The organism is Methylovulum miyakonense HT12, assembly GCF_000384075.1.
GTDB classification, from domain to species: domain Bacteria; phylum Pseudomonadota; class Gammaproteobacteria; order Methylococcales; family Methylomonadaceae; genus Methylovulum; species Methylovulum miyakonense.
This window is the reverse complement of record NZ_KB913025.1, coordinates 3815847-3840423: the sequence shown is the minus strand read 5'-3', so window position 1 is coordinate 3840423 and position 24577 is coordinate 3815847. Positions and strand designations below refer to the sequence as shown.

General features: G+C 51.9%; 29 protein-coding genes and 1 riboswitch. Of the genes, 10 read left to right on the top strand and 19 right to left on the bottom strand.

Annotation, left to right across the window (positions count from 1 at the left end; genetic code table 11):
* Positions 1 to 4: 4 nt before the first annotated feature.
* On the bottom strand, positions 5 to 2272 hold the full coding sequence (metE, locus tag METMI_RS0118885; RefSeq protein ID WP_019867870.1) for a 5-methyltetrahydropteroyltriglutamate--homocysteine S-methyltransferase: 2268 nt from the start codon (positions 2270 to 2272) through the stop codon (positions 5 to 7).
* Between the two features lie 107 nt (positions 2273 to 2379).
* Between metE and METMI_RS0118880 the strand changes: the two genes are divergently transcribed.
* The gene (locus METMI_RS0118880) at positions 2380 to 3261 is read left to right on the top strand and encodes a LysR family transcriptional regulator (RefSeq protein ID WP_019867869.1); all 882 of its coding nucleotides are present in this window, start codon (positions 2380 to 2382) and stop codon (positions 3259 to 3261) included.
* Positions 3262 to 3668: 407 nt separating this feature from the next.
* A complete protein-coding gene (locus tag METMI_RS0118875; protein WP_019867868.1) occupies positions 3669 to 4979 on the top strand; it encodes an MFS transporter in 1311 nt (436 codons plus the stop codon).
* A 178-nt stretch (positions 4980 to 5157) separates the two neighbouring features.
* On the opposite strand, the gene brnA is transcribed toward METMI_RS0118875, so the two are convergent.
* Positions 5158 to 5406 carry a type II toxin-antitoxin system BrnA family antitoxin gene (gene brnA / locus METMI_RS0118870; protein WP_019867867.1) on the bottom strand — a complete coding sequence of 83 codons (249 nt, stop codon included), beginning with the start codon at positions 5404 to 5406 and terminating at the stop codon, positions 5158 to 5160.
* Positions 5396 to 5659, bottom strand: coding sequence for a BrnT family toxin (locus tag METMI_RS0118865; RefSeq protein ID WP_019867866.1), 264 nt, complete (start codon positions 5657 to 5659; stop codon positions 5396 to 5398). Before METMI_RS0118865 ends, brnA begins: the two co-directional genes overlap by 11 nt.
* Before the next feature lie 1044 nt (positions 5660 to 6703).
* Here METMI_RS0118865 and METMI_RS0118855 point away from each other — a divergent pair.
* Positions 6704 to 7489, top strand: coding sequence for a hypothetical protein (locus tag METMI_RS0118855; RefSeq protein ID WP_019867865.1), 786 nt, complete (start codon positions 6704 to 6706; stop codon positions 7487 to 7489).
* Positions 7490 to 7626: 137 nt separating this feature from the next.
* On the opposite strand, the gene METMI_RS0118850 is transcribed toward METMI_RS0118855, so the two are convergent.
* The 14 genes from METMI_RS0118850 to METMI_RS27155 form a co-directional block, all read right to left on the bottom strand.
* Positions 7627 to 7812, bottom strand: coding sequence for a PIN domain-containing protein (locus tag METMI_RS0118850; protein ID WP_019867864.1), 186 nt, complete (start codon positions 7810 to 7812; stop codon positions 7627 to 7629).
* A 114-nt stretch (positions 7813 to 7926) separates the two neighbouring features.
* The gene (locus METMI_RS0118845) at positions 7927 to 8145 is read right to left on the bottom strand and encodes a PIN domain-containing protein (protein WP_019867863.1); all 219 of its coding nucleotides are present in this window, start codon (positions 8143 to 8145) and stop codon (positions 7927 to 7929) included.
* A 3-nt stretch (positions 8146 to 8148) separates the two neighbouring features.
* Complete coding sequence (locus METMI_RS0118840; RefSeq protein ID WP_156829896.1) at positions 8149 to 8379, bottom strand: hypothetical protein; 231 nt, start codon at positions 8377 to 8379, stop codon at positions 8149 to 8151.
* A 251-nt stretch (positions 8380 to 8630) separates the two neighbouring features.
* Positions 8631 to 8972 carry an endoribonuclease MazF gene (gene mazF / locus METMI_RS0118835; RefSeq protein ID WP_019867861.1) on the bottom strand — a complete coding sequence of 114 codons (342 nt, stop codon included), beginning with the start codon at positions 8970 to 8972 and terminating at the stop codon, positions 8631 to 8633.
* Positions 8972 to 9214, bottom strand: a complete 243-nt coding sequence (locus METMI_RS0118830; protein WP_019867860.1) for an AbrB/MazE/SpoVT family DNA-binding domain-containing protein — start codon at positions 9212 to 9214, stop codon at positions 8972 to 8974. Before METMI_RS0118830 ends, mazF begins: the two co-directional genes overlap by 1 nt.
* A 28-nt stretch (positions 9215 to 9242) precedes the next feature.
* Positions 9243 to 9404, bottom strand: a complete 162-nt coding sequence (locus METMI_RS26445; RefSeq protein WP_019867859.1) for a helix-turn-helix domain-containing transcriptional regulator — start codon at positions 9402 to 9404, stop codon at positions 9243 to 9245.
* Positions 9405 to 9484: 80 nt separating this feature from the next.
* Complete coding sequence (locus METMI_RS0118820; RefSeq protein ID WP_029151805.1) at positions 9485 to 10609, bottom strand: ribonucleotide-diphosphate reductase subunit beta; 1125 nt, start codon at positions 10607 to 10609, stop codon at positions 9485 to 9487.
* 257 nt (positions 10610 to 10866) lie between these two features.
* The gene (locus METMI_RS0118815) at positions 10867 to 13704 is read right to left on the bottom strand and encodes a ribonucleoside-diphosphate reductase subunit alpha (protein ID WP_019867857.1); all 2838 of its coding nucleotides are present in this window, start codon (positions 13702 to 13704) and stop codon (positions 10867 to 10869) included.
* 205 nt (positions 13705 to 13909) lie between these two features.
* Positions 13910 to 14143, bottom strand: a riboswitch (cobalamin riboswitch).
* 289 nt (positions 14144 to 14432) lie between these two features.
* A complete protein-coding gene (locus tag METMI_RS27960) occupies positions 14433 to 14594 on the bottom strand; it encodes a hypothetical protein (protein ID WP_019867855.1) in 162 nt (53 codons plus the stop codon).
* 12 nt (positions 14595 to 14606) lie between these two features.
* Entirely contained in the window at positions 14607 to 14834 is a 228-nt protein-coding gene (locus tag METMI_RS27955) for a hypothetical protein (RefSeq protein ID WP_019867854.1), read from the bottom strand.
* Positions 14835 to 14864: 30 nt separating this feature from the next.
* Complete coding sequence (locus tag METMI_RS0118800) at positions 14865 to 15548, bottom strand: class I SAM-dependent methyltransferase (protein WP_019867853.1); 684 nt, start codon at positions 15546 to 15548, stop codon at positions 14865 to 14867.
* A 56-nt stretch (positions 15549 to 15604) separates the two neighbouring features.
* Entirely contained in the window at positions 15605 to 16237 is a 633-nt protein-coding gene (locus METMI_RS0118795; RefSeq protein ID WP_019867852.1) for a pyridoxamine 5'-phosphate oxidase family protein, read from the bottom strand.
* A gap of 2 nt (positions 16238 to 16239) precedes the next feature.
* Entirely contained in the window at positions 16240 to 16845 is a 606-nt protein-coding gene (locus METMI_RS0118790; protein ID WP_019867851.1) for a TetR/AcrR family transcriptional regulator, read from the bottom strand.
* An 88-nt stretch (positions 16846 to 16933) separates the two neighbouring features.
* Positions 16934 to 17236, bottom strand: coding sequence for a hypothetical protein (locus METMI_RS27155; RefSeq protein ID WP_156829895.1), 303 nt, complete (start codon positions 17234 to 17236; stop codon positions 16934 to 16936).
* A 60-nt stretch (positions 17237 to 17296) separates the two neighbouring features.
* Between METMI_RS27155 and METMI_RS0118785 the strand changes: the two genes are divergently transcribed.
* A complete protein-coding gene (locus tag METMI_RS0118785; RefSeq protein WP_019867850.1) occupies positions 17297 to 17686 on the top strand; it encodes a hypothetical protein in 390 nt (129 codons plus the stop codon).
* A gap of 34 nt (positions 17687 to 17720) precedes the next feature.
* On the opposite strand, the gene METMI_RS0118780 is transcribed toward METMI_RS0118785, so the two are convergent.
* Positions 17721 to 18365: an FMN-binding negative transcriptional regulator gene (locus tag METMI_RS0118780; RefSeq protein ID WP_019867849.1), complete on the bottom strand. Its 645-nt coding sequence runs from the start codon at positions 18363 to 18365 to the stop codon at positions 17721 to 17723.
* Positions 18366 to 18471: 106 nt separating this feature from the next.
* On the opposite strand from METMI_RS0118780, the gene METMI_RS0118775 reads away from it, so the two are divergent.
* The 6 genes from METMI_RS0118775 to METMI_RS0118745 all read left to right on the top strand — a co-directional run bounded on the left by METMI_RS0118775 (position 18472) and on the right by METMI_RS0118745 (position 21826).
* On the top strand, positions 18472 to 18921 hold the full coding sequence (locus METMI_RS0118775; protein ID WP_019867848.1) for an SRPBCC domain-containing protein: 450 nt from the start codon (positions 18472 to 18474) through the stop codon (positions 18919 to 18921).
* A gap of 16 nt (positions 18922 to 18937) precedes the next feature.
* Positions 18938 to 19273, top strand: coding sequence for an EthD family reductase (locus METMI_RS0118770; RefSeq protein WP_019867847.1), 336 nt, complete (start codon positions 18938 to 18940; stop codon positions 19271 to 19273).
* 227 nt (positions 19274 to 19500) lie between these two features.
* On the top strand, positions 19501 to 19860 hold the full coding sequence (locus tag METMI_RS0118765) for a NifB/NifX family molybdenum-iron cluster-binding protein (RefSeq protein ID WP_019867846.1): 360 nt from the start codon (positions 19501 to 19503) through the stop codon (positions 19858 to 19860).
* Complete coding sequence (locus tag METMI_RS0118760; RefSeq protein WP_019867845.1) at positions 19857 to 20237, top strand: hypothetical protein; 381 nt, start codon at positions 19857 to 19859, stop codon at positions 20235 to 20237. Before METMI_RS0118765 ends, METMI_RS0118760 begins: the two co-directional genes overlap by 4 nt.
* A gap of 266 nt (positions 20238 to 20503) precedes the next feature.
* Entirely contained in the window at positions 20504 to 21058 is a 555-nt protein-coding gene (locus METMI_RS0118750; RefSeq protein WP_019867843.1) for a flavodoxin, read from the top strand.
* Complete coding sequence (locus tag METMI_RS0118745) at positions 21059 to 21826, top strand: 4Fe4S-binding leucine-rich repeat protein (protein ID WP_019867842.1); 768 nt, start codon at positions 21059 to 21061, stop codon at positions 21824 to 21826.
* Between the two features lie 387 nt (positions 21827 to 22213).
* On the opposite strand, the gene METMI_RS25735 is transcribed toward METMI_RS0118745, so the two are convergent.
* A complete protein-coding gene (locus tag METMI_RS25735) occupies positions 22214 to 24481 on the bottom strand; it encodes a methyl-accepting chemotaxis protein (RefSeq protein WP_019867841.1) in 2268 nt (755 codons plus the stop codon).
* Between the last annotated feature and the right edge of the window lie 96 nt (positions 24482 to 24577).

The following is a 24577-nucleotide window of genomic DNA, read 5'->3' as shown; positions in this document are numbered from 1 at the left end:
GGGCTTATCCTAACGCAGCCCTTAAAACCTTGGCTGCCTCGGCCATATTCGCCAAAGAACCCCTAACATCCTCCCACTGCCGTGTTTTCAAACCGCAATCCGGATTGACCCATAGCTTGTCGGAGCCGACCCGTTCGCCCGCTATTTTCAGCAACGCAACCATGTCCCCGGTTGTCGGCACGTTCGGGCTGTGTATGTCGTAGACACCGGGCCCTATTTCGTTGGGATAATTAAAATCAATGAAGGCATCCAACAGCTCCATGTTGGAACGGGAGGTCTCGATGGTAATCACATCGGCATCCAACTCGGCGATAGCGGCAATGATGTCGTTAAACTCCGAATAACACATGTGGGTGTGGATTTGCGTGCTGTCCTGCACCCCGCTGGAACAGATACGAAAAGCCCGCACCGCCCAATCCAGATAAGCCTGCCAACGTGATTGCCGTGGCGGCAAGCCTTCCCTGAATGCGGCTTCGTCGATTTGAATAATCGGGATGCCGGAGCGCTCCAGATCATTAACCTCATCACGTATCGCCAGGGCCAACTGGTAAGCCGTGGTTGACCGTGGCTGGTCGTCACGGACGAACGACCAATTTAAAAGGGTGACCGGCCCGGTCAACATGCCTTTCATGGGCTTGTCGGTCAGCGACTGGGCGTAGTGGCTCCAACGCACGGTCATCGGTGCGGGACGGCTTACGTCGCCGTAGATGATGGGCGGCTTGACGCAACGGGAACCGTAAGATTGCACCCAGCCATAGCCAGTGAATAAAAAACCGTCCAGTTGTTCGCCGAAATATTCCACCATGTCGTTGCGTTCCGCTTCGCCATGCACCAAGACGTCCAGTCCCAGGTTTTCCTGTTCCCTGACGCAAAACCCGATGGTGTGTTCCATGCGCCGGACATAATCCGCTTCGCTGATCTGGCCCTGCTTGAATTCATGGCGGGTTTTACGGATTTCCGGCGTTTGCGGAAACGAACCGATGGTCGTGGTCGGATAGCTGGGCAGCTTGAGTTTGGCCCGCTGTTGCGCTTGCCGCACAGGGAAAGGGTTTTGGCGTTGGGCCAGCGTGCCATCAAGTTTCGCCAGCCCCGCTTGGACCGCCGGGTTATGGATCAAACCAGACTCCCGGCGTGTGCGGATGGCGGTAGCCGAAGCGGCCAGCTCAGTTTCAGCGGCGGCAGGTTCTTCAATGGCCAAACGCAAGATTTCCAACTCGGTGAGCTTTTGCCGGGCGAATGCCAGCCAAGGTTTGATTGCCGGATCCAAGTCGGTTTCACGTTCCAGATCAACGGGTACATGCAGCAGGGAGCAGGACGGCGCCAACCAAAGCTCGCCTTTAAACCGCTCCCGTACCGTCGCCACGGTTGCCAGCGCGGCCTTCAAATCGGTGCGCCAGATATTGCGCCCGTCGATAAGCCCTAATGACAGCACTTTATGGTTGGCGAAATTATCCAAAACCGCCGTCAATTGTTCCGGGGCCCTCACCAAGTCGATATGCAGCCCGGCGACCGGTAGTTTGCAAGTCAATGAGGCATGTTCCCCCAGTTCACCAAAATAAGTGGCAAGCAGCAGTTTAACCGGGCAACTTTGCAGCCGGTTATAGGCCCGTTCAAACGCATTCCGCCAAGCGTAAGGTAAATCCAATACCAGGATCGGTTCGTCAATTTGCACCCATTCCACACCCTGGGCTGCCAAACGGCGCAGGATTTCACCATAAACTGGCAGCAAGCGGTCTAGCAAATCGAGCTTATTAAAGCCACTGGCCGTTTTCGCCAGCCATAACCAAGTCAACGGCCCCAGTAAAACGGGCTTCGGTTGATAACCCAGCGCTTGCAGCTCGCGGGCCTCATCGAATATTTTGCTGCCGGATAATTCAAATTGCTGGTCCGGCGTCACCTCAGGCACCAGATAATGGTAATTGGTATCGAACCACTTGGTCATTTCACAAGCCCGAAAGGGGACTCCATCGCTTGCTTGGCCACGCGCCATCCTGAAATAGGTGTCCAGGCCAATGGATGACCCAAACCGCTCAGGGATGGCACCGAGCATGATGCTGGTGTCCAAGACTTGGTCGTAGTAAGAAAAATCCCCGACCGGGATCAAATCCAGCCCGCTATTGGCTTGCAGTTGCCAATGCCGTTGCCGAAGTCCGGCGGCAATGGAGCCTAAGGTTGCGTGATCAATGTCGCCGCGCCAATAACGTTCCAGGGCAAATTTAAGTTCGCGGTTCTCGCCCAGCCTAGGAAAACCCAAGTTATGAATTTTAGTCATCAATACTGCTCCACAATGTGCTTAAAAATAAAGGCCGCATTGTAGGGTTTGTATAATATGATTAATATTGATGGTTTCTCACTGTTCAATGAAATAAATTCATCAATATGGAACTGATCCATCTTCGCATTTTGTTGGCGCTTAAACGGCGTGGCACCTTGAATGCCGCTTCAGAGTCGCTGCATTTGACCCAATCGGCCCTATCGCACCAGATGAAAAACCTGGAGCAACGTTTGGGCATTATCTTGTGGCGCAAGCAAGGGCGCACCTTAGTGCTGACCCAGGCGGGCCATTATCTTTCCGAAGTGGCCGAATCGGTGATAGCCACCGTCGATTCCGCCGAGCAGCACCTGAACCTGCTGGCGGCCGGCAAAACCGGCAAATTGGTTATCGGCATCGACTGCCACGCCTGCTACGAATGGTTCCGCACGATCATGCAGCCCTATCTGCAAGCCTGGCCGGGGCTGGCTATCGAAGTCACCTCCCGCTACCGCTTTAATTCCTTCGAGGCTATCCGGCAATACAAGCTGGACGCGGTGCTGACCTCCGACCCGGTGTTTAACGGCGTGCTGCATTACCAGCCCTTGTTTGATTTTGAGCTGGTGCTGATTGTCGCCAAAGGCCATCGGCTCGCCGGATATGAATTCATTGAACCCTCTGATTTACAGCAGGAAACGATTCTGACGTACCCGGTCGAGCGCGAGCGCCTGGATATGTTCAGGAAAGTCCTGCAACCCGCCGGTATTGAACCATTAGGCCATGTCAGCGTAGAAGAAACCGACATTATGCTGCTCTTGGCCGCCAGCCAGCGCGGCGTGTGCTTGCTGCCGGAATGGTTGCTGGCCGATAAGGTGAAAAATCCCGATGTGGTCAGCCTACGTTTTAACAATTTGCCGTTGACCAAGACCATGTATCTGGCAACTCGTCATGAAGATGTGCAATTGGAATATATCCAGTGGTTGATTGCTTATGCGCGGGGGAAGGGGTGATTGCCATACCCGATCTGCGGATGGTGACAGCGAGGCCATCAATCCTGGTTCCCAAGCTCCGGGTTCACTGCCATTAAGTTAAGGTTTTAATCAAAATAAAACAATTAGTTACGAACGAATTTGTAGGTCGGGTTAGCGATAGCGTAACCCGACATTTGGGTGCTGATGCGTCGGGTTACGCTATCGCTAACCCGACCTACGATTGATATGCACCGCAAAAATACAACCGTAACCGCATGAATATTAATATTTATTCATTCATTAATTAATTTAATGGCAATGAAGCTCCGGCTTGGGAACGAGGGTAAGCAATATATGAATTATGGCCTGGGATATGCTGATAACTTCTGTTAAAAGCCGCAATTACCTCATTTCCATACCCGACAAAAATCTGGAGCCACTAACCCGTGAACCAACAAACGCCCCCGCTCACCCATAAAAAACGTTTGCTCAATATCTTTAGCGGCTCCGTCGGTAACTTGGTGGAATATTTCGACTGGGCGATTTACGCGGCTTTTGCATTGTATTTTGCGCCCGCGTTCTTCCCAGAAGGTGACCAAACCGCACAATTAATGAACAACGCCGCCGTGTTTGCCGTGGGCTTTATCTTCCGGCCTTTAGGCGGTTGGTTGCTCGGCAGCATGGCGGACCGCAAAGGCCGCAAAAGCGCGTTATTGTTGTCGGTCAGTTTGATGTGTTTGGGTTCGCTGATTATCGCCTGCACACCTGGTTATGCCGTCATTGGCGGCTGGGCGCCTGCGCTGTTGCTGTTTGCGCGGATGCTGCAAGGTTTCAGCATTGGCGGTGAATACGGTAGTTCGGCAACGTATTTAAGCGAAATGGCGCACAGCAAACGGCGCGGCTATTACTCCAGCTTCCAATACGTCACCATTGTCTTGGGGCAATTACTGGCGTTGGTGTTGTTGATGGTTTTGCAAAAATGGCTGTTGACCAGTGAAGAATTACACCAATGGGGCTGGCGCATCCCGTTTATCATCGGCGGTTTGTTGGCGGTGATTGCCATGGGTTTGCGCGGCAACATGGCGGAAACCACCGCGTTTGTCGAACAGCACACCTTTTCCAGCCGCAATACCCATCTGCGCGAATTGCTGAAATACCCGAAAGAATTGCTCACCGTGGTCGCGCTCACCGCGGGCGGCACGGTGTCTTACTACACCTTCACCGTGTACATGCAAAAATTCCTAGTCAACACCACCGGATTCAGTAAAGACGACGCCACCACGATTTCCGCCATCGCCCTGCTGGTGTTTATGGCCATCCAACCTTTGTACGGCTTGCTTTCGGATTTTGTCGGGCGGCGTTTTATGCTGATTGCTTTTGGTGCGGGGGCAACGGCGTTTACCGTCCCGATTCTGGCGCAATTATCGCAACCACAAAGCATGGCCTCCGCGCTCATCTGGTATATCTGCGCCTTGCTGATTATCTCCGGCTATTCCTCGGTCAACGCCATCGTCAAAGCCGAACTCTTCCCCGTACATATCCGCGCTTTAGGTGTCGGCTTGCCGTATGCGCTCACCGTCGCGCTGTTCGGCGGAACCGCCGAATATCTGGCCTTATGGCTGAAAAGCGTCGGGCATCCTGAGTGGTTTGCTTATTATGTGAGCGGGTGCGCTGCGTTAGCTTTGGTGGTATCTTTGGGGATGAAGGAGACTAAGGAGGTTTCTAGGTTGGATTGTGGAGATATTCGTAAATCCTAGATCGGGTTACACTTTCGATACCAACAGCAGGCACATTAAGCATCTCGACATATTTTTAGATCCCACTTGAAAGATAGCTTAATAATAATCGATTGTAGGATGGGCTGAGGCACGAAGCCCATAGGTACTGTGTGGTTTTGATGGGCTTCCCCCTTCGTTCAGCCCATCTTACGCGTTTTTAAGTCCCGCTTGATGGATGGCTCAACGCTGATTTTTCCAACCGTTCAGCCAACCAAACTTTAATAATAGACTGCCTAGTCACACCTAATTTACTGGCTTCCCTATCAAGTGACTCAATCATCCAAGTTGGGAAATCCACATTGACCCGCTTTTGTGTTTGTAAAACGCGTCTAGCTTTTGATAAATCTAACGCAGCGGTAAGGTCAGAATTTTCATCAAATTGTTGCTCAAAATCGTTAGCTTTCATACAGTGCAACCTCCTCGGTGCGTGAGCGACGGACAGAAATAAGCCTAACATTTGTACCCCGATAGGTAATCACCGCAGACCAATGTTTACGGTTAATCACACCAATAATCAAATAACGCGGCTCATCTACGGTTTTTGCAGGAATTTCCAAGAGCATAGGATCATTCCAAAGTGCTTGTGCGTTGATAAAATCAATACCGTGTTTTTCAAGGTTGGCCTGACTTTTGGTTTCGTCGAATTCAAACGTTATCATGGTATATAAATTATACCTTTATTGCATAAAATTCAATCTGTGTGCTTATAGTGATAACATTAATACGACGTAGCATCCCGAATGGCAAAAGTATAGAGCTGTAGCTTGGGAACATGCGAATGCGCGATACCGTACAGAGATGTAGGAGCGTAGGGCGGTTTCGCGCTAGCAAACCGCCATCGGTAGTCTAAAATGGTGGATTGCTAGCGCGAATCCACCTTACGAGTTTTAATTAGGGGAAGGGTTATCCCGCTCAGGACACAATAACAATCGATTGTAGGTTGGGATGAGGAACGAATCCCAACGAATTTGGACAAGATGAGTTATTGTTGGGTTCGTACCTCACCCCAACTTACGCGCTTTAACGAGGCTTTAAAGCGAATAGCGAACACACCAAAGAGACATTATTAATGGTGTAAAAGCAAAAAGAGGCTGCCCCTCCTCCAAAGAATGGGCGGCCTCAGTTTAAACCCCTAGCAGCTAGGGTAAGAACGGTAATGCTGGCAAACATACTCTAAACGCCCAAAGCGGACGCGTGTATATTCACGCACATAAACGTCCTTTGGTTTATCGCACAAGAACATACGAACCTCCAAAAAATAATGGAGGGGTTTTGGCTTTCCAATAGCTTCGGATACGTCTATAATCGACTTGCCTGTGATGACAAACCTAGGCTATAGGCGACAAAGGGTATGCCCCTTTTCACCTTTGTCATGCCAAGCCAATGCGCGAACATTGGCTTGTTTTAAAACCGCTACGCTCCTAAATTATAAAGAGCAAATTGGTTGCCTCCTATTTATCTCTAAGTAGTTTCTTAACACAAAGCCCGTATGACTTCTCTTGCCGGAGAATTACAGTCATGCGGGTTTTTTTGTTGCCATTTTTTAAGTGGCGTTTAGACAGAATTAAACCGCGCTATGCGGCCTATTGACCCCTGTCTTAATGCTATTGTACATAACTACAATTAAATCTCAATAAAAATATTGTTCAATTGATTTTTTATCTATAAAATTGACAATAAATAAATCAATTGGAGAAAATATAATGAACGCACCTCGCACAAGAAGCCCTAATTACCCTGCAATAGATTTAGGGGCTGCAGTAGATTTGGCAACAAAATTTGAAAAGCTTGCCAAGCGCCATCCATACCCAGTATCAGCAGCAGTAGAAAAAGCCTGGGAGATGAAGCCTGGGAGCAGTCGTGGCTTGCAGATGGTGGCAGCACTTAAACAATTTGGCTTAATAACCGACGAAGGATCGGGTGACGCACGGAAAATCAAATTAACGGATTCGGGAGCAAGAATTATTGCCAATGTTCCAAACAAAAGTGAAATCCTAAAAGAACTGGCGCTACAGCCAAAAGTACATTTTGATATTTGGGAGGCTAATAATGGCTCTATTCCGCCTGACGAAACGCTAAGGCACTACCTATCATTTGATTATTCTCCTCCATTTAACAGTGATTCTATTGATGGGTTTTTGAAGCAATTCAGAGGAACTCTTTCATTTTCTGGACTTGATCTAATAGGTGAGCCCTATAAAAATGTATCCCTAGGCAATGAATTACATAATACAGTTAATGATAAATCATTAACTTCTGGACAAGTTGATTCCCCTATTGAAAATAATCGATCAACTAAAAAAGGTAAGCCAAATATGAGACAGGAAATTTTTACCCTTGATGAGGGAGATGCGATTTTTGAATGGCCTGAAAAACTAAGTCAAGAAAGTTATGATGACTTAGAAAGTTGGCTAGAAATTGTTTTAAGAAAAGCTAAAAGAGCGATTGAAATTAAAAGCAATGCTAGCGAAATTTCAGACGATGAGTGATTTTGTCTAGCCCGCGTAGGGCGTATTAGCGATAGCGTAATGCGCCGGATGTTTAAGTTCCCAACATGCAGTTCAATGCCCCTTGGTTATTGCACTCTACCTCGCTAGAATTAAAAAATATTGCCACCAGAACATCTTTATTTAGTTTCAATTACAAACGGATTAAATAACATCACACCAGCAATTTTAATAAAATCATCCTCGTTTCGGCTCATTAACGTTTGTTTCTGCACTAAAGCCGTGGCGGCAATAATGGCATCGGGTAATTTTATCCGGTAGGTTTTGCGGATTTGGATACAGCAATCGGCAATGGCTTGATGCAAATTAATTGGCTATGTCACCGTTAATTGTGGAAGCCTTAAATGACGCGGCTTTGAGCGAAAGCCGCAATCCGCATTAAATAAGGCTTTGCGCCGAACATAAAATTTTTTCAACAACTAACGATGACATAGCCAATTAATTTCTTCAAACAGTGACAGCAAAGCCTTGGCAGCAATCAATGATTGCTCGGTATGTCCTTGCCAGCCTAGAACCTCAATGCGTGTGATTATCGAAATGGTACTGCCCGATAAAATATGTTCATCAACCTCCGCCTTAACGGATTCAGGTAGCTGTTGATTCAGATAGTAAATGAGCATATTGGTGTCAATGACCATTGGTTATTCCCATTCAGAGCGCATTTGGGCAATATCGTTGTCAATTTGTTGAATGGTATGTGGTTTTTCCATACATGCCCACGCTTGTTGTAAAATTTCCTGCGCCCGCATGGGTAAGTTTTGAGGGATTGTTTCAACTAAAGTCACAATAACTTTGACGTTATCTTGTTCAGGTGCGTCATCTAACCAATCTAAATGACCTTGTTTATAAATCGCGGCGTAACTTTTTAACATGATGATTATGTGGCAATGGTTATTTGTGGAATGGATAAACGTTGGCTGCTTCACTAACAGCAAACCGCCATAAACTGAACGGCTTACTGATTATAATGCTTTGGGAAATTAACAATTTATCATGATTTAACCCATAAGGTAGTTTCGCCGATAGTCAAACCATCATGATTCTTATGGTTTGGTGGTGGTTTGTTTCGAGAAACTAGCCTCCAATCATCTGGCGCTAAAACGTTTGCATTTGGCGACTGTAATCATTCAAGAGCCAGCAAAGCAGCTATTTTGGCTTTGATGTCGCGTAATTCTTGCCCGCTTATTTGGCCTTTATATTGGGCTTGTCGAGATCGCCAATCCAGGCTTTTAACTTGATCCGCCAATGCCGCGCCAGAGACTTCCGGGCCAGAAAGTACGACTTCGAACGGGTAGCCCTTGATTTGGTTGGTGATAGGCACGTAAACCAATAAGCCAGTTTTATGGTTATATGCTTGCGGGCTGAGTACAACCGCAGGCCGCCGCCCCGCTTGTTCATGCCCTGTTTGCGGCGTAAAGTTCAGCCAAACAATGTCGCCCGCTTCGGGAATATAGGGGGTGGGCATTACAGCTGCTCTTGTCCTTGTGCGCCACCAAAATCGACTTCACCATGCCGATTCATGTCGGTAATGCCATTGAGTAAAGCATCCAAGGTATAAACAGGCTGTACGGGCTCGATGATGATGCGACCGCCTTCAGACCGAACTTCTACCGCTTGGTCTAGGCTTAATTGTGCCGATTGCATAATGGCTACGGGAATCCGCACGGCTGGGCTATTCCCCCATTTTTTGAGTATTTGGACTGTCATTATGCCCTCACTATGTAGATACGTTTGTTTATACAAAAGTATAGGAGTTTTGTTTTTGTGTAGCAAGCCATTCAAAGCCCAACCCTTCAACAATCTTAGCAATCGTTTCAAAGCGAGGGTTGCCGTCCTCTGCCAGTGATTTGTAAAGGCTGGCTCTGGTAAGGCCTGCTTGCTTGGCAATTTCGGTCATGCCTTTGGCGGGGCGGCGATGTTGAGGGCGTGGATAAAATCGGAAGGGCTACCCGAGGGCGGGAGCCTTGCCGGATTAACTCAATCCCAGCTAAGCGCCCCGCCTGTTTGATACTCCGTCACCCGTGATTCAAAAAAGTTTTTTTCTTTCTTGAGGTCGATCATTTCACTCATCCAAGGAAAAGGGTTAGTGGCTCCTGAATATGGCACATCCAAACCTATTTGCTGGCAGCGGCGGTTGGCAATGAAGCGCAGGTATTCCTTGAACATACCGGCATTGAGGCCCAATACGCCGCGCGGCATCGTGTCTTCCGCGTAACGGTATTCGAGCGTCACGGCCTGCTGCATCAAGCCTTTAATTTCATCGCGGAACTCGTTGGTCCACAACCGCGGATTTTCTAGCTTGATGGTGTTAATGAGGTCGACGCCGAAATTGCAATGCAGCGACTCGTCGCGCAGGATGTATTGGTATTGTTCCGCCGCCCCTTGCATTTTGTTCTGCCGCCCCAGTGCCAGGATTTGCACAAAACCCACATAGAAAAACAGCCCTTCCATGATGCAGGCGAACACGATCAGCGAGCGTAATAATTGCTGGTCGGCGGCTAAGGTGCCAGTCCTGAAAGCTGGATTTGTCAAGGTATTGATGAACGGAATCAGGAAGTTATCCTTATCACGGATGCTGGGGATTTCCCGGTAGGCATTAAAGATTTCGCTCTCATCCAGGCCCAGGCTTTCAACGATATATTGGTAGGCATGGGTATGGATGGCTTCCTCAAAGGCTTGGCGTAGCAGGTATTGGCGGCATTCCGGTGCGGTGATGTGGCGGTAAGTGCCCAGGACAATATTGTTGGCCGCCAAGGAATCCGCGGTGGTAAAGAAGCCCAGGTTGCGCTTGACAACCAGCCGTTCGTCTTCGGTCAGCGCCGTGCTGTCTTTCCATTGGGCAATGTCGCGGTTCATCGGGACTTCCTGCGGCATCCAGTGATTGGCGCAGCCCGCCAGGTATTTGTCCCAGGCCCAATGGTATTTGAACGGCACCAGTTGGTTGACATCGGTCTGGCCGTTGATCACGCGTTTATCGTTGGCATTAATGCGCCCGGATATTGGCGGCTGGTTGGCGGCAGCCCGCCCTAAAACCGGTGCTGCAACCGCACTTGGCCGGGCCGGATCTTCTTTAACAAAAACGTCTTCTTCGAATAACAACATGGTTGCTTCCTTATTAGTGTGGCCAGGCCGGGTTGCCTGCCTTTTGCAACCCGGCACATTGGGCGTTAAAGGTTGGGTTGAAACGGCACCAACCCGGTCTAGTGCCCAGTCATTGATTTTTTGTCGGGCCAATCTAAATCCGGGGCGGACGGTTGTCCGCCTTTTTTATGGCTTGTGCCCATATCCGCAGCGGTCAGGCGGGCAACCGCCCGTCCCTACGAATAATACTGACAATTCAACATTGACTGGGTACTAGGTTATTGGCAGGCTTCGCAACCCGGATCATCGATCAAACATTGTTTGGGTTCCGGTATCAGTGCCGGCACCGCATTCAGTTCACCGCCTGCCCCCGTTGATTTCTCGGCGGATGTCGCCCCTAAGGAGCGCAGGTAATAAGTGGTTTTCAGGCCGCGCCGCCAGGCCAGCAGATAGGTGTCGTGCAGCTTTTTGCCGGAGGGGATTGCGAAGTAGAGATTTAACGATTGCGCCTGGTCTATCCATTTTTGCCGCCGGGCTGCGGCTTCCACCAGCCAGGTGGGGTCAATTTCAAAAGCGGTGGCATAAAGCGCCTTTAGCCCGTCAGGGATCCGGTCTATTTTAGCGAGCGAGCCATCGTAATATTTGAGGTCCGCCACCATCACTTCATCCCATAAACCCAAGGCTTTAAGATCCTTGACTAGCGCCTCATTGACGACGGTAAATTCACCGGACAAGTTGGATTTTACGTACAGGTTTTGATAGTCCGGCTCAATGCTGGCGGAAACGCCAACGATATTGGCGATCGTGGCCGTTGGCGCAATGGCTACACAATTGGAGTTGCGCATCCCGTGTTGTTGGATACGGACCCTTAACGATCCCCAATCCAGGGTGCTGTTGCGATCCACTTCAACCTGCCCGCCGCGTGCCTCGCCCAATAAATCCAAGGTGTCCAGCGGCAAAATGCCCCGGTCCCATAGGCTGCCCTTGAAGCTGGAATAAGCGCCGCGTTCTTGCGCTAACTGGCTTGAAGCCGAATAGGCGTGGTAGCACACGGTTTCCATGGTGTTGTCAGCAAACTCAATGGCCGCCATTGAGGCATAGGGAAGTTGCAGGGCATGCAGGCAATCCTGAAAACCCATGATGCCCAGGCCCACAGGGCGATGGCGGTGGTTGGAATTACGCGCACTGCCGACCGCGTAGAAATTGATGTCAATGACATTGTCCAGCATCCGCATCGCGGTGGTGATGGTGGCTTTGAGCTTGGTTTGGTCCAGTACCCAGTTGCCGTTTTCTTTTTGCAAATGCGCCATCAGGTTCACTGAACCCAAATTGCACACGGCGATTTCGGTCGCTGAGGTGTTCAGGGTAATCTCGGTGCAAAGGTTGGAGCTGTGCACCACGCCGACATGCTGTTGTGGCGAACGGATATTGCAGGCGTCCTTGAAGGTGATCCAGGGATGGCCGGTTTCAAACAGCATCGACAGCATCTTGCGCCACAGTTGCAGGGCAGGGACACGCTTGAACAATTTGATTTCACCGAGATCGGCACGGCGTTCGTATCCGCAATAAGCGGTGGCGAACGCATGGCCGTACTTGTCGTGCAAATCCGGCACATCCGAGGGCGAGAATAATGTCCATTCGCCGTTTTCATTGACACGCTGCATGAACAGGTCGGGGATCCAGTGTGCGGTGTTCATGTCGTGGGTGCGGCGGCGGTCGTCGCCGGTGTTCTTGCGCAAGTCCAGAAACTCCTCAATGTCCAGATGCCAGGTTTCCAGGTAGCCACAGACTGCACCCTTGCGCTTGCCGCCCTGGTTGACCGCGACGGCGGTGTCGTTGGCGACTTTCAGGAAGGGGATCACGCCCTGGCTTTTGCCGTTGGTGCCTTTGATGCGCGAACCCAGGGCGCGTACCGGTGTCCAGTCGTTGCCGATGCCGCCAGCATATTTTTGTAATAGGGCGTTTTCCTTGATGGCCTGGTAAATGCCGTCCAGATCGTCGCTGACCGTGGAGAGGTAGCAGGATGAAAGCTGTGAATGCACCGTGCCGCTGTTGAACAACGTGGGGGTGGAACTCATAAAATCGAAGTTGGACAACAGGTTATAAAATTCGATGGCGCGGTCTTCACGGTCAATCTCGTTAATCGCAAGGCCCATCGCCACACGCATGAAAAAGGTTTGCGGCAGCTCGATACGCCGTTCCTCGATATGTAAAAAATAGCGGTCATAAAGGGTTTGCAGGCCCAGATAACCGAATTTGAAATCACGCTCCGCCACCAATGCCGTAGCGAGCCGGGCCACATCAAACTGGGCCAAGCGCTTGTCCAACAAGCCGGCTTCAATACCCCGCTTGATGGTGTGCGGGAAATATTCGGCATAGCCGGATTTACCCTCCGGGGCACCAGCCATTGCCGCAGGGCCGGCACTTTCGCCCAGCACTTCAGCACGGATCAGATCCAGCAGCAAGCGTGCGGTGACGTAGTTGTAAGCCGGTTCCCGCTCAATCAGGCTGCGGGCGGAAAGGATTAGGGCGCGCCGGACTTCGTTAAACGGGATGCCATCATAACAATCGCGCACGGCTTGCTCGACCACCGCCTTCGGGCTGACTTCGGCGCCTAAACCCAGGCAAGCTCGCGACACCCAAGCGGTCAGTTTAGCGGCATCTAACGGCTGCTTGTCGCCATCAATATTGAACTGCAATTGCGGAGTGCCGTGTGCCTGGCCGGCCCGTTCGGCGGCATGTTTTTCCCGGTAAAGCACGTAGGCTTTTGCCACATCATGCTCACCGGAACGCATCAGGGCCAATTCGACCTGATCCTGAATATCTTCAATATGCACCGAGCCGCCGGAAGGGAGCCGACGCACCAGGGCGGTGACGACAACGTCTGTCAATAGGGCGATTTGTTTTCGCGTCCGGCTGGATAAAACGGTTTTGCCTTTCTCGACAGCTAAAAACGCCTTGCTTATGGCGATGGAAATTTTTTCAGGATTAAACGGGACAGCGGCGCCATTGCGGCGGACCACTTGTAAGGGAGGGCTTGTAAGATGCTGCCTGGAATGTGGCGGAGCATTCAAAGGGCCATTGCCCTTCACGGTGGTGGTGTCTGTATCGTACATGGATAGCTCCTTAAAATTAGGAGCGGGAATGACTTCAAAAAAGACGCGGCATGTCAAGTGCGGCGGGAAACTGGAGTTGCTAACGTTTACCGTTGTTGTTGCACTGGACCGGACGCCAATCTTAAAGACCAGCAGGCGGAAAGCGGCTTGGCACAAAACGGCGCAAACAGGACTTCCCATCAGCCGAGGACACCCCGCCTCAAACGTGTTGACAAAATATACGGCAGGTCTCCTGGCTTTCGGGTCATTGCGTGTGGCCGGCCTTCCCAAGTCTGCGTTCACGACCCAGTGGCATGGTTGACGACACACTATCCGATTACAGTTGCGGGGGCAGCTCCGGTTTTAAGACCACTTTATCAGTTGATCGGTCACCGGATTCCCTTTTATCCCAACTTACAGCTTAAGCCTAAGTGTGGGAACCGTATGCGGTTTAAGGTAACACCGGCAATCTCCCTCTGTCAATAAAATTCACAATATATAGGTATTTAATTAAAATAAATAACTATATGTAGTATTTGTGAAAGTGGCTTTGCAAGTGCGCTTGTTGTGCGGCCAACAAGCGTTTAGACAGTGTTGGCGTGCGATGCTGCTGGTTAGCGGAGGATTTTTCCGGATGAAGAGGTCAGAGGCGGCATTAGCGGGCGTGTGATAGGGGGAGGCCAGGGGCGTGTTCGCCCCTGCCAGGTGATGGCTTTAGCCATGTTTTTTAACTATTTGAAAATCTCAAGCTAATTTTCTGTTGCCGTCAGGCGTGCTTGGCGCAACAGCCAACACAGGTAGGCGGCGGCCGTGACGTCATAAGCCAGGCAGAACATCGGCCACCACAGCGGCACACCGGGGTTGGCGACCATTTGCCCGTGGAATAAATCAAAAACGCCATGCGCAAACAAGGCGGCGACCAGTCATAGGTTGCGCTTGAAACCCAGCACGGCAAGGGCGACAAACAGCAGCATCCCCGTGAGTTCAACAACAATAATCCCGGCCGCGCCAACCATGGCGGCAAACAGCACATAATAGGAGGCGATGACCACCATCACCGTCGGGTAAAACGCCCTGTCCTTATCAAAACCGGACCGTGTCGCCAGGACGGAGACTATGGACGCGATAACGCAGCCAAATATAAATGCCATATCACGGTAATGGGTTGATGATGTTTAAAATCAAGCAGGCTTAATGACTAGCATGTCGTTGCCGCCCCGTTGGAACTCATAAGGCACACGTTTGACCGCTGTCCTGAAACCCTGCTGTGCAAGCTGGTCTTCAACGACCGGGAGATGCGGCGACGGCAAGCCATCCAAAGCCAATAAGGGGAACACGCGCACTTCATCGGATACCCGCAACATGTCCAAAAGGGCTCGGATATGAAAATCCGCCGACAAGTGGGCGCTGTACAAAAACAGGAAATGGGACGACAAGGCCATGTCAAAGGTTTTGTCGGCAAAAGGCAAGTGCGGCAATTCCCCGGCGACGTATCGCCCCGCCTGTTTGCCGGATCCGAAATCTGCGAGAAACGTTTCCATGGCAAACATCCGTATCTGCCCCAGTTGTTCCACCGAGGGGATGGTGTCCCAGACATAATCGCGGTGGTTCTGGTGCAGTTGCGCCATCACGGTTTCATAGGTTCCGGCAATACGGCACCTGATTTGATCGGCGCTAAAGCCATAAACCGGATCGACGGAAACGATATTCCCGCCGCGTCGGGACAGTTCCGCATTGAAGCTGGCGGGGCCGTCGCCACACCCCAGTATGCGGCGTTGCAAATCGGCTTCCTTAAGCTCGAACATGCTGACGTATTCATGATACGAACGTCCCCAAGGCACGACTTTATCGAGCGTGAATCCCATGATGGCAGGCCTTTATCTTGGTTGAAAAACGGAAATGCTGATGGTGAACCCTGTTGTCATTTGCGGTTTAACGCCGCCGCCGCATCCTGTTCATGGCCTGCCAAATGCGCATCGCGCGGCGGCAAGACATCGGCCACGACTTCCAGGCGCTTCCAGGCCGGTGCCGGGGTTTCGCAATGGGCTTTGGGCACGAACGCCGATTCTTCAATCAAGGCCATTTTGTGGATATAACGCGGGCAGTTGGGGAACATTTCGCGCAGTTTCACCCGCAACACCAGCTGGGCTTCCGGCCAATGGCCTTGCAAAGGCTCATCATCTTGTATGAAGGCGTCGCCGTTAAAACGCAGGCGGGCTTGCCGTTGGAAATCCACGAACAGCAGGCTGACATGCGGGTTGACCAGCACATTGCCGGCGGAAAGGTACATGCCGCTGCCGTCATAAAGCGGAAATGCCAGGGTTTGGTCATCGACCACTTTCACCAAACCGACGCCGCCGCCTTTATAGGAACAATTGGGGCGTCCTTCTTGGTCAACGGTGGCGAAGAAAAACATGTTTTGCGCTTCAATAAACGCCTGGTCTTCGGGGCTGATCCGGTCGCCGATGATGGCTTCGACGAGGCGGTCGGCCATCGGGCGTGTTTCGAAGCGGTCTTGCAGTTTACGGCTGCCTTCATGGAAAAATGTGCTCATCGCTAGTCCTGTAGGTTATGGGTGGGTAAAGGCGTGTTGGGGGCGCCGTCCAAGCTACCTGCTATCAACAGGATGGCGGCTTGCTTGGCTTGGTCGGCGGCGCCTGAACGGCGTTTCATTTGTTCTGAGACAATCGCGCCTTCGATCAGCAGGCTCAACTGTAGCGCCAGGCTTTCAGGGTGTGTTGAACCGCACTGCCTGGCTAAATCGGCAATATAGCCTCGGAATTTATCATAAAATTCGGCGGACACTTGATGCACGGGATTGCCCTCCAGCGGAAATTCGGCGGCGGCATTGATGAATGCGCAGCCACGAAACTCAGGGATAGCCATCCATTCGCTAACCACATCGAAAATGGCCAATAACTTGGCCTTAGGCATGTCCGCTTTGCTGTCAATCTGGGCGACAAACCACAGCCGAAAATCTTCATCCCGTTTGCGCAGGAAAGCCACCACCAATTCATCCTTGGAAGGGAAGTATTTGTACAGGCTCATCTTGGTGGTGTTGGCGGCTTTGGCGATGGCATCGACGCCAGTCGCCCTGATCCCTTGGCTATAGAACAGTTCCGAAGCGGCTTGCAGGATTTTTTCTTGCAGGTTTATGGGCATGGGCAGGCGCAAAAAGGGTGGTTAGGTTTGCAACTATACCGGTCGGTATACTATAATCAAAACGATACTGACCGGTAAGTATTTTTAATTATAACCTGACGTTATGCAGTAACGTAGTTTTTATCCCGTTTGCCGCGTCGAGCACCGCAGTATTGGTCGGGACTAGCCCGAAGGGGTGCGGCATGGATGCCGCACGGCGGCAAAGGGGCAGGAAGCCCCTTTTGCCGTCCCCCGACCAATGCGAGGAGCGCAAGACATCAGCGGCAACCGGGCCGCCTTTTCTTTGGATACTTTCTTTTGGCGGAGCAAAAGAAAGTATCTCGCCTTCGGGTGCGGGAACCCGATTAAAAAAATATCGCGATAGCGACTCTACTTTTTTATTTATTTTCAACGCGTAGAAAAAGTTTGCGTAACATCAGTTATAACAAACAATTCCAACAACTGAGGCTTTATGGACATATTATTGATAGGGGCGGTGATTATGATTTTCGCCCTTTTGGCATCGGCATGGCTGATGACGTTTGCACGATGGTTCCCCGTTAAAGGGATTGATGGGGAATTTCTGGCCGACTATAAAACGCTCATCAGGGCGCATATTGATTTTGCGTTAATGGCTTTGTTTTGCCTGGCTTTTTATGCCGTGAAAGTGCCATTGCCCGTTACCGCTTGTTGGCTGGTCGTGATCGGTGGCATCGCCAATCCTGGCGTGTTTGTCATCGCCGCCTTTAACCCTGATTTTTGGCAGAAAACGGTTTGGAAAGCCTATACCGCCATTAGCTTTATCATAACAACGATTGGTTTCGCTTGGGTAGGGTTCACCTTCTTGGCGTATGCCGCATGATAATGCGCAGGGAGGATCATAGGAACGCAGCATTTCAACCCCCGTTTTTTACTCCCGCTTTGATCAAAGCCGCCATACCGGCCGCATCCAGTTGTCCACTGGCACTAAGCCCTTCGGCAACACTGGCCTGATTGCAGGGCGGTTGGTTTTGGCTGACTTTCCACTTGCCCGACAAGCGGGTGATCACCAATTCAATGCCGATGATGGCCTCCATGAGTTTTTCAGTGAACTCATGGGGGGCATCCGCAACCGCCCACGGTTCAGGAAAAGCCGCCTCGTGTTGGTTGGTCAGGGCTTCCAATTGGCTGCGTAGCCAACTGGCGTCATCAACCACCTGCAATTGGCCATAGGCATGGACGACCGTGTAATTCCAAGTGGGGACCACTTTCCCCGTTTCCTGTTTGGTGGCGTACCAAGACGGGCTGATGTAAGTATTGGGGCCGTGGAAAATCGCCAGCACCTCAGGCTCCGGATCCAGGTCATGCCATAACGGATTTGCCCGAGCGACATGGCCGCGCAGCGTGCCGAACGGTAATGGCGCGTCGCTCAGGTGCAAAGGGATGTGGTTGGCATTGAGGCCATCATTGGCAAGCGTCACCAGCGTCGCCAACGGCTGTTGGCGTATCAGCCCGTGCATGGCTTCGAGGCTCGGTTGGACAAATTGGGCGGGTTGGTACATGGGCATTCCGGGAGGGTTGGTAGAAAGATGGGGGCTTTTTATTTCAGCCCGGCCTACTATAATTCAAAACCACCCTCCCGAAAAACCCCTAAGCCGAGGAAATCCAATGCTGGAAATTAAGACTGAGATTGAAATCGCATCTGAACCGGAACGCCTGTGGTCTATCCTGACCGATTTTGCGGCCTATCCGCAGTGGAACCCCTTTGTCCGTTCCATACAGGGCGAGGCCAAAACTGGCGGGCGGCTAAGCGTTTCCGTGCAACCGGAAGGCGGCAAGCCCATGACATTCCGGCCCACCGTGCTGCTTGCCGCGCCTAACCAAGAACTGCGTTGGCTGGGGCATTTAGTGTTGCCGGGGCTGTTTGACGGCGAGCATTATTTTCAAATTGCACCCATCGCCCCTGGGCGGGTGTTGTTTGTCCACGGCGAAAAGTTCTCTGGCCTGTTGGTCGCGCTTGCCAAAACAAAACTGGAAGGCGGCACCCAAGCGGGGTTCGAAGCCATGAACAAAGCCATTAAAAACCGCGCCGAAAACGGGCAACCAGCCCGGGCCTAACAGGAACGGAAAACACATGAAGGCAACCATGATAAAAATCAGCATCCTATATCCGAATAATCCCGACAGCCGTTTCGATCTGCCGTATTACCTTGATACGCACATGCCGATGTCGATCAGGCTATTGGGCGCACATCCAGGTTTTCGAGGGGTTTCGGTCGAACAGGGCCTAGGCGGCGCGATGCCCGGTTCAGCGGCGGCCTATATCGTCATGTGCCATTTTTTGTTTGATTCACAGGACAGTTTCATGGCGGCTTTAATGCCGCATGCCACCGTGCTGCAAGGCGACATGCCAAACTATACGGATATAGACCCAATCATCCAAGTGAGCGACGTGCTGATTGCCCAATAAGCCTTACCGGAAAGTTTCCGGCATTGCTCCTTTCAAGGAACATCGCCTATATGCAAGCGCCACATAGACCCAATAGGCCTGTTTTTGTCATAAAGGCGACAATCTTACGGCTTAACAGGCCAATCAAAGGCGTCCAGAGTCCGGCAGGGTAGGGTTGCTCCGCTTGGTATCCCTTTTGCTTCTGTTATGAAAATCGACTGTATCCATTTCCCCGGACACTCCCAACTATGACCGAATTTCCGATAAAACTGGCGGTGGCCAGCAAAGAAGGTTTGGCGATCAGCGAACACTTTGGCCATGCCAAGCAGTTCCGGATTTACCAAACAGCCCTGGGCAGTTGCCAGTTGCTGGAAACCCGCGAGGTGGCCCATTACTGTCTGGGCCAGCATTCCGACCAGAGCGCCATGGCCGGTATTCTGGAAAGCATCAAGGATTGCCAGGCGGTCTTTGTCGCCAAAATCGGCGACGGGCCGACGGAAAAGCTCAAGGCCATTGGCGTCAGTGCGGTCTCGCATTACGCCTACGAGGCCATCGAAGCTTCGCTGCTCGATTATGTGCAGAAGGTGGCCACCGGGGAGGGGGTATGACCCAAGACCAGGTGGCCCGTTGGGTGCTGGCGCATCCCTTAACGCCTATCCATGTGGATTGCGCCATCACCGTGATGTTGAAAATCCTTGATGGCAAATGCAAAATGCGGGCAGCGGAAAAGCGGGTGATGGAACTGCTTTATGATGAGGTGAAAACCCAACCTGGCCTTCTGCTGGATACTGGGCTGCACCTGTTGATAGGGCAAGCCCGCGGGCAGCTTGATGAGCCGCTGAAAAACATCATCTACGAAAAACGCCTGCTGGCGGAAACGGCCATTTCCCGTCCCGTCATGAAAAGCTTCAAGGCCATGATCAGGCAGGAGGGTCTGCTCGGCTTTGCGTTGGACGAAGACGGGGAAGCCCCGGACAGCCCCTAAAAGACGGCGTTACCGGAAGCCAACTGAGCATTGCCTACCGGCTCCGCTTTACCCCTGCCCATCCCCCGGCGATGTCGCAAACCCATCAGACCCAGAGCCAATTGTTGCCATACTGGCATCCTCGCCACGACATATCTGCACAAAATAAAGCTAACAAACTGATAAGTATAATAAATTTTTATTATTCCCTTTTGGATCAAAATTTGCTTTTTTAATGGGAACGGCGGTACAGCCCCTTGTCCTGCCATCTTGATAACAGGTGATTTATGAGCAAAATCGGCATTTTTTTCGGAACAGATACGGGCAGCACCCGGCTGGTGGCTAAAAAGATTTACAGCCTATTGGGTGACGGGCTGGCGGACAAGCCCAAAAACATCAACCGCACCAGTGCCGCCGAATTGTTGGGGTACGATGCGCTGATCCTAGGTACGCCCAGTTACGGCGTAGGTGATTTGCCGGGTTTGTCCACGGGCTGCATGGAGGCGAATTGGGCGGAGTTCATGCCTTATCTGGACGGTGCCGACTTGTCCGGCAAGCGCGTCGCATTGTTCGGCCTGGGCAACCAGGAGCGTTACGCCGACCGTTTCGCCAGTTCGATGATCCACCTATACCGGCTGTTTTACGGATACGGCGCCGACATCGTCGGCCAATGGGGCACTGAGGGCTATCAGTTCGAACATTCGCACGCCATCATCGACAACCATTTTGTCGGCTTGGCACTGGACCAGCGCACCCAGCCGCATTTGACCGAGGAACGGCTGAAAATCTGGCTGGCGCAAATCACCCCGCAGTTGCTTCCGGTAACCGCCGAAGCGGCCTGAATGATGGAGACAATAGGGCAGGGTAAGGACATAAACGATCTGACACCGCTGGCAGATTGTTCGCTTTGCGCTTACCGAGGGACATTGCTGGTCACTGGCCGTTGCAAGCCGGGGGATTGTTGCGTAGTGGCGGATAGCGGCCGGCAAATCGACCGGTTTTTCCGCACCAACCCCGGCCTTGCCGCCGATTACACCCGGGACGTTTTTTGGGAACGGCGGGCCATCGCCGCGCGGTATTTGCCGACCAGCCAATTGCAACCCTTGCTGACCGACCCCGACGAAGCGGTCAGGCGGGTGCTGGCCTACCGCGTACCGTTGGAGTGGCTGGCGGATTTGCGTGACGACCCCGATAGGGAAGTCAGGATCACCGTCGCCGACCGTTTGCCGGAGCAGGACTTGGAGCTGATGGTGCAGGACCCCGATTACTTGGTGCGGGCCTATGTCGCCAAACGCCTTCCCAAAGGCCGCTTGTTCCGTTTGGCCGCTGACCCGGACAATGAAGTCCGGCGCACCGTGGCCGAACGCATCCCGGCCGTCAGCCTGGGCCTGATGGCCAACGATCCTGAAGTCAATATCCGCCGCATTGTCGCCCGGCGCATGGAACCTGAAGAGCTTGATTTGATGGCCAAGGATAGCGATTGGACGGTGCGTTATGAAGTGGCGCTACGGGCATATCCGGCCTTGCTGCAACATCTGTTTGACGATGCTGAAGAAGATGTCCGGCTAATGGCTAGGCAACGGTATGAAACCTTATCGTTGGCACCGTAGCCTGACAACGCGTCGTTTCCGTGGAAGAATGGATGCGGGGACGGCATGGCAGGACAAAGCCGGTGTAAGCGTTAGCACCCAGTCACTGTTGAATTGTCAGTATGATTTTTGTAGGGGCGGGCGGTTGCCCGCCTGATCGCTACGGATGTTGGCACAGGCCATAAAAAAGGCGGACAACCGTCCGCCGGGATTAAACCGCCCCGACGAAAAACCAATGACTGGGCGCTAGTAGGCGTGAAGCATTTTGATCGGCTTATGACAGGACTGGCACCCTATTTCCACCGCTTATCGGGGAAACACTGCCATTCCGGGATGGATTTCCGGAACGGCAGCTTAGGTCAAGGCCTGCTTACGCTGGCGGCCCTAGTCAATGCGCTTATTGCCAAATCAATCAAGGTCTTTTGGCAAGGTGAAAATATTCACCGAGGACACCAGCAAATCTGACAAATGCACCAACGTTTCAGTTTGTAAGCCTTGGTCATGAAGCTGGAGGAAGGTTTCTTCGGTGCTTTTTTGGATTTGCTTGGCGCGTTCCAACAAGCGTTGTGAGACCGCGGACTGGTTGGTGGAACTGGCGGCGATGGTTTGGACCAACTCCACCAGATTGGCGGTGGTGTCACGGGTTTCTTGCATTTCACTGCCCGCCTGTTGGGCGAGTTCAGTACCGCGCACCACTTGGCTGATGGCGTTGTTCATGGTGGTGACGGTGTCGGCGGTCTCCACTTGGATGTTGTTGACCAGCGAAGAGATTTTGGATGTCGCTTCGCGGGAGTTTTCCGCCAGCTTTTGTACTTCGTTGGCAACCACCGCGAAACCACGCCCCGCTTCACCGGCAGAGGCCGCGTGCATCGAGGCGTTCAGCGCGAGGATATGGGTGCGTTCGGCGATGTCGTTGATCAGGTTGACCACGCCACCGATTTCTTGGGAACGTTCACCCAAGCGTTTGATACGTTTTTCCGTTTCGCGGATGGTGTCGCGGATAGTGGTGATGCCGTTGATGGTGTCCAACACCGTTTCCTGGGCTTTGTCAGTGTTGGTGATGGCCTTTTCCGCCGCCATATTGCAAGACGCGGCCAGCTTGGCGATGTCCAGCATGGCGGCCGAAGCCGCGCCCAGTTCGCTGGCGGCCCTTTCCACCTCACGTTTTTCTTCGGCGGCGACCTCAATGACTTGTGACGATTGGGCTTGCACGCCTTGGGAAACTTCGGCGACCTGATGGGCAATTTTTGTCACTTGGCTCATGACCGACGCCGTTTCTTTAGACAGCAGGTTTAACGCGTCCGCCAACGGCCCGGTCACGTTTTCCGCCACATCCATTTTGACGGTCAAATCTTTTTGCGCGAGTTTTGCCACCGACAGCAATAGTTCCACGATGGAATTGTTCAGGGAGTCGTTTTCCAGCTCCATGTTGATCCTGACCATTTCGCGTTGGTCTATCATGTCATCAAACTGACGGCCTAGCATGCCGATCTCGTCATTTGTTTTCAGATTGGCGCGGACGGTGTTATCGCCAGCCGCCAGTTTGCGCATGACGCCCACCAGAAGGCCAATGGGTTTGGTCATCGAACCGATGATGACCAAGGCGACCAAGGCAAAAACCATGATCAGGGCAAAAATAACCATCGAGATGGTCAGCATCTGTTGGTTGGCCGCCTTGATTTGCTGGTTGAACATGGCATCGAGTTCTTTGGCCCCGATGTCTATCATCTTGAACATTTCATCAATCGCTTGCGTGTATTGCTTGTAGTATTCAGTGGAGCTGTAGCTAGGCGATGACCTGCCGATGATTTCCTCTTCAGACAAGGTGATGGCCTTATCCACTAACTGCGATGCCGATTTGAGCGGCCCTGACAGTGCCGCCGCCAAGCTTGGGTTATATTTTAAGACCTTATTGAAATCCCGCGTCGCTTCGTACAAATTTGAATTGGCGATACTGGTCATCAAGCTTAATTTACTGCGGTCTTGTAAGGAAATTACCGTGGGGGTGACGACCGCTTCTTTGCCTTTCTCTTTCGGCTTTACGGTCGCCGGTTTTGCCGCTTTTGCCAATAAACTGGTGCCCCAGCCCCTGGCTTGGCCTAGATACTCGGTCAATATCGGGCTGTCCACCAAGGTGGCCCGCATCAGGAAATAAGATTCTGCGTAAGGGTCTAGGGACAAACCGGAATCATCGACCACCAAATCCAAAACTTCCAAAACTTTGGCAATGAGCCGGGTGTGTGCCTGGAAATTTTCGTTCGGCGTCACCGAACGGTCAGCCACTTTTTTGGCAATTTTAGGCCAATCCAGTTTGATGGCTTCCCAGGTTTTTTGCAGTTCCGGGTCACTGATGCTTTTGCGTAGGCCATCAAAAACCGCAATTTGCTTATCCGCCAAACCCTTGGTGGCCTGTTCCTCTTCAGCCATGGCGGTGTTGCCGCTTAGCAGCCCGGTGGAAGAACCACGGTGCCTGGGCAGGATCTGCAACAGCTTGACCAATTCCTTACCCTGATACAAGCCTTGCTGCTCATGCTGGGTCACTTTGATCTTTTCTTGTTGGTTATCGACGTAAGCATAAAAGGCGACACCTACCAGGGCGAAGGCAAGCAATGCCAAAATGCCAAACTTTTGCCGCAAGGATAAGCGGCTAAACAAACTAATATTTTCTTGGGCCATGATTCAAACTCTATTCAATAAGATTGTAAGGTAATGCTTGCCAGGCGAATGGGTAGGGGTGGATAAGGCCATCCGTTGGCTTTTAACGGGTTGTCC